The sequence below is a fragment of the Streptomyces sp. NPDC002911 genome, assembly GCF_053591835.1.
In genome coordinates, this window is sequence record NZ_JBSFUO010000059.1 from 1 (window position 1) to 8,676 (window position 8,676).

The window sequence follows — 8,676 nt, forward strand, 5'->3', positions numbered from 1 at the left end:
CCGGGTCTCCACCATGTCCGAACACCAAAAACGCGTCAGCCACCAGGCAGTTCCCCCTCAACGACACCTCATCGCCCCAACCGAAACGGCGAGGTCAGGATCTCATTCGCCCGCTTCAGCTCGGCGTTCTCCTTCTTCAACGCCTTGAGCTGGGCGGACTCCTCCGTCGTCGTCCCCGGATGCTGCCCCGCGTCGATCTCGTGCTGCTTGACCCAGTTCCGCAGCGTCTCGCGGGAACCGATGCCGAGCTTCTCGGTCACCGACTGGAAGGCGGCCGTTTCATTCGGGTAGTCCTCGCGGACTTCGGCGACCATGCGCACCGCACGACGGCGGAGCTCAGGCGGGTAACGGGAGGGTCGGGCCATGACTCAATCCATACATGGAATCAAGTCTCCACCTGACCCGAAGCGGTTCAGCCCGACTCGGCCGAGACCTGCCGAGTAACTGTTCCCGCGTGGCTGGCCTGGGTCGCTCTGTGAGTTTGCGTGGTGCCTCACCTCTGGTGGACTGTTTGCTCGCTGCACCCGGCCAGGGCGGTGGGACCGGGCTCAGTTCAGGAGGCAGACAAGCTTGCCGCGCACCGTGCGTCCGGACAGCTCGACGAGTGCCTGGGGTACTTCCTCCAGGGGGAGGGTGCGCGAGAGCATCGCGTCCAGTCGGCCCTGGGCGAGCAGGTCGAGCAGGTCGGTGAGCATGACCGACAGGTCGCGGCGAGAGCGGTGGTCGCCGAGCATGTAGGCCGCGCCCAGCGCGATTTCGTGGACGGAGGGCGCGATGCCGAAGGGCGCCACCGCGTCCCAGTCCGGGCGCCCGGCGACGGCCGCGATGCGGCCGGTGTGGGCCAGCAGGGACAGGTTGGCGGTGGCCGATTCCGTGCCGACGGTGTCCACGACCGCGTCCACTCCGCGCCCGTCGGTGAGTTCGCGTACACGGGTGGCGATGTCCTCGGTGCGGAAGTCGATGGCTTCGGCCGCGCCGAGCTTCTTGACGTGGTCGGCGTTGTGGCCGGCCTCGGTGGCCAGCACGCGTGCTCCGGCACGGGCGGCCAGCTGGGTGGCGAACCCGCCGACCCCGCCCGCGGCACCGGTGATCAGGACGGTGTCCTGCCCGGTCACGTGCAGGCGGCGCAGCACCGCGTGATAGGCGGTCAAACCTGCCGAGGGCAGTGCGGCGGCCTGCGCGACCGGCACCGTCTCGGGTACCGGGGCCAGGACTTCGGCCCGGGCCAGGGTGTATTCGGCGAATCCGCCGCGTTCGCGGATGTCGCCGTGGTAGGCCACCCGCTGTCCGACGGCGATGTCGTCCACCTGGCCACCCACGGCGTCCACGATGCCCACCACGTCCAGGCCCAGGACGGCTGGCCACTCCCATTCGGGGATGCCGTAGGCGGCCCGCTGGTAGTCCGAGGGGTTGAGGCCGCAGGCCTCGACCCTGACACGGACCTGGCCGGGGCCGGGCTCGGGCAGGGGCAGGTCGGCCAGACGCAGGGTGTCGCAGGTGCCGGGGCGGTCCAGAACCAGTGCGCGCATCAGCAATGTCTCCAAAGTCGAGGAAGGCGGGGCGAAACAGGTGTTCAGGCTCGGGGGTCGACTAGAACCTTGACGCGGTCCTGGCCCGCAGCGAGTTCGGCCAGGACCGCGGGTAGGTCGGTCAGGCCCACGGTCTGATCGTGCAAGGGCTTCGTCTGCAGGCGTCCCGAGGCGATCAGGTCGGCGGTGACGGTGAACTCGTGGTTCAAGTGCGCCAGGGAGGTCTGGACGGTCAGCTCTTTGCTCAGCCAGGCCAGCGGAGAGACGGTCACCGATCCCGAGGCGACGCCGAGCATCATGATGGTGGCGCCCGGGCGGCACAGCTCCACGGCCGCGCTCAATGCGGCCTCGTTCCCGGCACAGTCGTAGACCAGGTCCGCACCCAGCCCGCCCGAGGCCTCCAGCACAGCGTCCGAGGCCGCGGGGCCCGGCTCGACAGCGACGTCGGCCCCCAAAGCCAGGGCCAGGTCCCGCCGACGCGGGCGGGGCTCGACGACGACCACCCGGCCGCAGCCGGCCAGGCGCAGCAGTTGTGCGGCGAACAGTCCCACGGGGCCGGCGCCCATGACGACGGCGGCCTCTCCCAGGAGTGGAGGCCGGCGGCGCACGGCGTGCAGGGCCACGGTGGCCGGCTCGATCATGGCGGCCTGGTCGTCGTCGACCCCGTCGGGGATGCGGACGAGCGTCTCGGCGGGCACGGTGATGCGCCGGGCGTAGGCCCCGTGGGCCGGGGTGAGGGGGTGGGTGCCGAAAGACAGCGCGGTCAGCGCCTCGCAGCGTTCGGCGTGCCCGGCCCTGCACATCGCGCACCGCCCACAGGCCGACGGCGTTCCGGCGACCACGCGATCGCCTGCGGCCAGGCCGGTCACGCCTTCTCCGACGTCGACAACTGTGGCGCCCCATTCGTGGCCGGACAGGAACGGCGGGTAGTCGTGACCGTCCTTGAACGCCGAGACATCGGAGCCGCAGATACCGGTCCTGCCGATCTCCACGACGGCGGTGTTGGGCCCCGCCCGTTCCGGCAGCGGGAACTCGACGAACTCGACCTTGCCACGGCCGGTGATCAGTGCGGCTTTCATGAAGTGTCCTCGGGTATACGGGAAAATAAGGCGTGACGCGGGGTCGCAACGGGTCAGGGCGCGGTGAGCTCCCGCAGATGGGCGCAGACGGACCGGAAGGTCTCGACCGGATCGGCTTCGCCGTCCGCGGCCCAGGCGTCGAAGGTGACGCGCAGGGCCGCGCTGACGATCTCGGCCAGCACCCGCACCCGCCGGTCCACGGCGGTGGAGCCGACGGTGGCAGCCAGCATCTGCACGAACCGATCGCACTGCTCTGCCTCCCGGCGCTGTACCGCGCCGCGCAGGACCGCGTCCGCTCCGGCCAGACGGCGCACCCGGAGCATCCGTTCGACGACATCGGCACGGTCCACCTCCAACTCCTGCAAGACCTCGCCCACCGCCCGTTCCACCTCCCGCAGAGGCGCGGCGGCGACCGCACTCCCCTCCAGACGGGCGGCGAGCGTGACCTCGAAGGCCTGGTTGGTCCCCAGCGCCGCGTCCTCCTTGGTCGGGAAGTAGCGGAAGAACGTGCTCGTGGAGACCCCGGCCGCAGCAGCGATGTGCTCGACAGTCGTCCCTTCGAACCCCTGGCGCTCGAACAGGCCGAGCGCCGCGTTCTCGATCTCGGCCAGAGTGGCGCGCCGACGGCGCTCACGAAGACCAATAGTGGCATCCATGCTCAAAATGATAGCGACTCCCACATTGGTATGCACATCCATAGCGGTGACGTATCCCGCGATCTCTGATACCGGACGCAACGCCTGAACGGCAGAGAGAGTGCAAGCGGGGCAGCACCCCGCCGAGTGCTGCCGCAGTAAATGCCGGATTCACTGCGGCAGAGCCCCTAGCGTGATCATTGCGACCTGCGGCGGGACATTCCGGCCGCAGGGGCGAGGAGTACGCATTTAGAGGTCATCTCATTTGGTGAGTCGGCGGTAGCAGATGAGGGTGCAGGCGATGCTGGTGAAGGCGAGAAAGTGCTCGGCCTTGCGTTCGTAGCGGCGGTGGAGTCGGCAGCCGGCGAGCCAGGACATGGTGCGTTCGATGGTCCAACGGTGCCGGCCGAGTCGCTGTGAGTTCTCGATGCCCTTGTGGGCGATGCGGTGTCGGATTCCGCGTCGGGAAAGCCATCGCCGCAGGTAGCGGTAGTCGTAACCCTTGTCGGCGTGGCTTGCCGGGCTTGCGCCGACGGGGGCCTCGGCGGGACCGGATGGGCGGGATGCCCTTCACGAGCGGGACCAGGGCTTGGCTGTCGTGGACGTTGGCGCCGGAGATTGCGACGGATATGGGCAGACAGGTCCGATCGGTGATCAGGTGGATCTTCGACCCGTACTTGCCCCGGTCGACAGGATTCGGACCTGTCAGGTCCTCGTTACCTTTTTCATGGCCCAGACCCGGGCCTTCGTCCACTCGGTGAACCTGCGGTGGGCCGTCGCGCCGGACGGACCGAACGACGCCGTGGGCAGCTGCTGCCACGTGCAGCCCGACGTGGCCACGAACACGATCGCCGCCAACACCTCCCGGTCACCGTGACGCCGTCGACCACCACCCTGCGGCCGCGACGGCGCCTCCGGCACCACCCGCTGAAACAGCTCCCACAACTCGTTCGGCACCAGCCGTTCAACAATCCCCGCCATGGCCAGCAGCCTACCGAGCCAATTGAGATGACGTCTTGGTGCCTGTGTCTGAACCTCGGATGGAGAGTCTTCTCAGGTCAGGATACGGACGAGGCGATCCGAAGGCGGCCCGATTGGCAGCGCAAGGCGCCCGGCCCCCGGCGAGGCGCCGGGCAGGCATGAGAAACGAGCCTGGCGTCGGTGTATGGGCAACGTGGTCCGCCGGGTATAGCCGAACGTGCACGTCCAAGCCGATGTTCAGGGATTGATCTCGGTTGTCCCACCTATCGAGCGCCCATGATCGGGAGGATCAAGCGCACCCCGTGGCACGACAGCGCGTTCACCCGTGCCATGGTTGCTGCCATGACGGTTGGCGCGGTTCCGGGCAGTGAGGTCGTACTCGAGACAAGTCGCCTGCTGCTCAGACCTTGGCGGGTAGCCGAGGCCGTCGTCCAGCATGAGCTGTGGACCGAACGTGATCCACGAGTGCCGCCGCACCGCCGAATCGACGCGGACGGACACCCCACGGTCGCGGAGCTCGAGGGTTCGATCCGCACCAACCAGCTGTGGTCGAGCGGGTTGCTGGCGGTCGAGCGGAAGGCATCTCGTGACGTCATCGGCTACTGCGGGCTGGTCGACAGAGAGCGAGGATCGGCAGGAGAACCTGAACTGGCATTCGAGCTGCTACGCCGAGTTTGGCGTCAGGGATACGCGACCGAGGCATCGTTGGCGGTTCTGGAATGGGCGAGATCATCTGGGTACGAACGTCTGTGGGCCACGGTCTGGGACTGGAACACCGCTTCTCGCCGTGTGCTGGCCAAGGTCGGATTCACTGAAACTGAGCGGAAGGAAGTGGACGCGGTGTACGGAACCAACCTGTTCACCACGAGACGGCTCTGACACACCCCGTATCGACCTTCCGGACGGCTCCGCGTCGGCGGCTGACGCCGAGCCCCCTGGTGCGGATTGCCCTGTGGAGCCGTCGTGGTGGTGCGACGATGAGGTTGGTTTGAGGCTCGGTGATCTCTTGGTGGGACTGATGACCGTCAGTGCCAAGATGATCAGTCGCGTTGGGCTTCGCGGGAGGACGGCTGTCCGCTCCTGCGGGAGTTTCGGCGGGTGATTCGCCTAGTCATAAGGGTGATTGCAGCCCAGGTGACGAGTGATTCCGAGTGCTGGACGAGCCGTTCGTAGTCCCGCGCGTGCCGACGGGCGTGCATGACCCAGGCGTGTGAGCGTTCGACGACCCAGCGCCGGGGCAGAACGACGAACCCGGGGACGTACTTAGAGAACGTCTCATTTGGTGAGTCTGCGGTAGCAGATGAGAGTGCAGGCGATGCTGGTGAAGGCCAGGAAGTGTTCGGCTCTGCGCTCGTAGCGGCGGTGGAGTCGACGGCAGCCTGCGAGCCAGGCCATGGTGCGTCGATGGTCCAGCGGTGGCGTCCAAGGCGCTTCGAGGACTCGATGCCTTTGCGGGCGATGCGGTGGGCGATTTCACGCGTGCGGAGCCATCGGCGCAGGTGGCGGTTGTCGTAGGCCTTGTCGGCGTGGAGTTTGGCCGGCCGTCTGCGGCGGGGCCCGCGGCGGGAGCGGATGGGCGGGATGCCCCGCACCATGGGCTCGAGGGCCTGGCTGTCGTGCAGGTTTGCACCCGAGATGCCGACGGAGAGGGGCAGACCGGACCGTTCGGTGATCGAATGGATCTTCGACCCCGACTTGCCTCGATCCACAGGATTCGGACCTGTCAGGTCCCCCCTTTCAGAGCCCGCATGTGCACCGAATCGATCGCGCACCTCGACCAGTCCAGCTCGCCGCGTGCGCCGAGTTCGTCCAGCACCAGGCGGTGGAGTTTGGCCCATACCCGGGCCTTGCTCCACTCGGTGAACCGCCGGTGAGCGGTCGGCCCCGACGGTCCGAACGACGGTGGCAGCTGCCGCCAGGTGCACCCTGACGTGGCAACGAAGACGATCGCCGCCAGCACTTCACGGTCCCCGTACCGTCGACGGCCACCGCCCTGCGGCCGCGACGGAACAGGCGGCACCACCCGCTCGAACAACATCCACAACTCATCCGGCACCAGCCGCTCCACGATTCCCACGACACCAGATTACCGAACAGCCCAAATGAGACGTCCTCTAAGACCGACCGGCAAATGGATCACTTGAGCCGGCGTGTGGTGGGACGCTGATCCCAGCGGTAGCGAGTGGTGGCGTGGCGGACCAGCATGCGGAGAGTGACGAGGGCTGCGGCCAGGTGGAGGTAGAACGTGACGACGGTGCTGTTCTTCTCGGTGCAGCGGCGTAGCTTGCCGTAGCTGTTCATCCACGAGTGCGTTCGTTCTACGACCCACCGCTTGCCGGCCTGGATCGGGGCGGGCACGCCCACGCGGGCGATCTCACTGGTGAAGCCCAACTCCCGGAGCGGAGCGCGGGACGTGTTGCTGTCGTAGCCCCGGTCGAGGTTGACGTTCACGTCGTCCGGCAGCGGCCCGACCTGGTCCATGGCTGCATGGAGAGTCGGTCCGAGTAGGGGCGAGTCGTGGCGGTTGGCTCCCGCCACGACTAGGCCGAGCGGGACGCCGCGGGCGTCAGTGACGACCGAGCGTTTCAGGCCCTGCTTCTCGCGGTCCACCGGGGACCGGCCCGCGCTTTGGCCGCCGCATAGGGCCTTGGTGATGCAACCGGCCACGGATATTTCGGACAGTTCCAGGCCGATCATCCGGTCGTACGCTTCCAGCGCGAGAACGTGCACCACTTCGGATATCCCCTGCTCAGCCCACTCTTTGACACGTCGACGGATAGTCCGGTCTGAGCATCCGGGGCTGGAGACCCGTTCGTAGCCCGAGCCGTGGACCAAAGCGAGCACCACGTGCTCGAACACCGTCCGGTCGGGGACACGGCGGCGGTGGCAGCCAAGCGGGTGGCCCGCGGCGAACTCCTCCCGAGCGGGCAGGAGCGCCACGAACTGGTTCCAGAGCGGTTCGAGCAGGCAAGATGGCAGTGCGGGCACGGCTGTCCTTCGTGATCACTGAGCGGAGAGAACTCCATGATCACGTGGGCCCGTGCCCGTTCTGGTGCTCATCCATCTCCCGGGCACCTGCTGCTGGACCGTCTGAGAAGGAAGCTCAGCCACCCGTTGCCCCGTCGGTCCGCTCTCGCAGGAAGTCGGCGTGGCCGTTGTGGCGGGCGTACTCCTGGATCATCAGCATGTAGACCCAGCGCAGGCTGAGAGGAACTCCGTAAGAGGACATGAAGGTCTCGTCGAGGTCGTGTCCGGCCGCCGCCGCGTCGCACGCTTTGACCTCGGCCTGGAAGAATACGAAGTCTTACTCCGCATCGGCTGCGTGAACTCCGTCGAGTCCCTCATTGCCATCTGACGGGCCGGTGAAAACGTCTCCGATAGCCTCACCGGCGAAGCTTCGCCGGAACCACCATCGCTCTACTTCCGCCATGTGCCGGACCAAGCCCAGCAGGGTAAGGCCCGACGGCTCTACGGTCGTCCGCGCCAATTGGGCCGACTCAAGCCCGGCGCACTTGGCCCGCAACGTTTCCCGGCGCCAGTTCAGCCAACCCTCCAACATCTGACGCTCAGTTACGGTACCCAGGCCGCCTAGCTGCTGGGTACGCTCGACTGATGGCGCTGTCCATGTCATGGATCCACCCTGCACCGCCGCCTGGGAGGGTTCAAGTGGGTAAAGTGGCAGCGCAGCCAGGCCGTCCTTTGTGATTACTGAGCGTAGAGAACTCCAAGATCACGTGGACCCGTGGCCGTTCTGATGCCTCCGCCGCCTCCGAGTGCCTATTGCCGGTCGGTCCAAGCTACTCGACCTGGACGAGTCATTCCGATGTGCTCAGTGGTCATAAGCGATCAAGGATCGTATGACGGGCTGGCCGGTCTTGTGGTTGTGCCAGATCGCGGCAGCCATCGCGAGGATGCGCTGGGCGACGCGGCCGGTGGCGCCTTCGAAGGTCCGGCCGCCGTGCTGTTCCAGGTCAAGCTGGCCTTTGAGGGTGTGGTTGACCGACTCGATCAGCTGCCGCACCGACTTCAGGAGGCTCTCGCCCTTGCGCTTCCTCTCGCGCTTGAACGAAGGACGCAGCAGCTACGCGCCCCGGAAGGCCAGATCGGCCTCGAACTCCTTGGAGGCGAAGCCTTTGTCCGCGATCACCAGCAGGCTTGGCCGATCCATGGCAAGGTGCGGTTCGCGGTCCAGCATCGCCGACAGCACCTCCCGCTCGTCCAGCTCCGGGTTCGCCGATGCCCACAGGATGGGCATCCCGGTCGGGGTGCACACCAGGTACAGGCGCAGGCCCCAGAAGAACCGGGAGTGCGAGGCGCAGTACCCGTGTCCGGCCCGGCCGGCCATGTCCGACCGCTGCACCGTCGGACGCGAGCGGCCGCACTCCACCGGCGTGGAGTCGATGATCCAGTGGTTGTCGAACCAGAAGTCCGTATCGACGGCCAGTAGCCGTA

Annotated in this window: 7 protein-coding genes and 4 pseudogenes; 1 reads left to right on the forward strand and 10 read right to left on the reverse strand. The window is 67.2% G+C overall.

Annotated elements, in window-relative coordinates; translation table 11 throughout:
* Window positions 1-71: 71 nt before the first annotated feature.
* The 5 genes and pseudogenes from ACWD04_RS33340 to ACWD04_RS33360 form a co-directional block, all read right to left on the reverse strand.
* Window positions 72-365 (reverse strand): annotated as a pseudogene (locus tag ACWD04_RS33340) (transposase); the annotation flags it as partial.
* A gap of 183 nt (window positions 366-548) precedes the next feature.
* Window positions 549-1,529, reverse strand: coding sequence for a zinc-binding dehydrogenase (locus ACWD04_RS33345; RefSeq protein WP_451137476.1), 981 nt, complete (start codon window positions 1,527-1,529; stop codon window positions 549-551).
* A 44-nt stretch (window positions 1,530-1,573) separates the two neighbouring features.
* A complete protein-coding gene (locus tag ACWD04_RS33350) occupies window positions 1,574-2,608 on the reverse strand; it encodes a zinc-dependent alcohol dehydrogenase (protein WP_451137477.1) in 1,035 nt (344 codons plus the stop codon).
* A 53-nt stretch (window positions 2,609-2,661) separates the two neighbouring features.
* A complete protein-coding gene (locus ACWD04_RS33355; protein ID WP_451137478.1) occupies window positions 2,662-3,264 on the reverse strand; it encodes a TetR family transcriptional regulator in 603 nt (200 codons plus the stop codon).
* A gap of 240 nt (window positions 3,265-3,504) precedes the next feature.
* Window positions 3,505-4,224: pseudogene (locus ACWD04_RS33360) on the reverse strand (IS5 family transposase).
* 276 nt (window positions 4,225-4,500) lie between these two features.
* On the opposite strand from ACWD04_RS33360, the gene ACWD04_RS33365 reads away from it, so the two are divergent.
* The gene (locus ACWD04_RS33365) at window positions 4,501-5,103 is read left to right on the forward strand and encodes a GNAT family N-acetyltransferase (protein ID WP_451137479.1); all 603 of its coding nucleotides are present in this window, start codon (window positions 4,501-4,503) and stop codon (window positions 5,101-5,103) included.
* 161 nt (window positions 5,104-5,264) lie between these two features.
* Here the strand turns inward: ACWD04_RS33365 and ACWD04_RS33370 are convergent, their stop codons facing one another.
* From ACWD04_RS33370 to ACWD04_RS33390, 5 genes and pseudogenes are all read right to left on the reverse strand, one after another.
* Complete coding sequence (locus tag ACWD04_RS33370; protein WP_451137480.1) at window positions 5,265-6,062, reverse strand: transposase; 798 nt, start codon at window positions 6,060-6,062, stop codon at window positions 5,265-5,267.
* Entirely contained in the window at window positions 5,948-6,292 is a 345-nt protein-coding gene (locus ACWD04_RS33375) for a transposase (RefSeq protein WP_451137481.1), read from the reverse strand. The genes ACWD04_RS33370 and ACWD04_RS33375 overlap by 115 nt, the downstream gene beginning before the upstream one ends.
* Before the next feature lie 68 nt (window positions 6,293-6,360).
* The gene (locus ACWD04_RS33380; protein WP_451137482.1) at window positions 6,361-7,212 is read right to left on the reverse strand and encodes an IS5 family transposase; all 852 of its coding nucleotides are present in this window, start codon (window positions 7,210-7,212) and stop codon (window positions 6,361-6,363) included.
* A 115-nt stretch (window positions 7,213-7,327) separates the two neighbouring features.
* A pseudogene (locus tag ACWD04_RS33385) lies at window positions 7,328-7,783 on the reverse strand (DinB family protein).
* A gap of 270 nt (window positions 7,784-8,053) precedes the next feature.
* Window positions 8,054-8,676, reverse strand: a pseudogene (locus ACWD04_RS33390) (transposase); the annotation flags it as partial.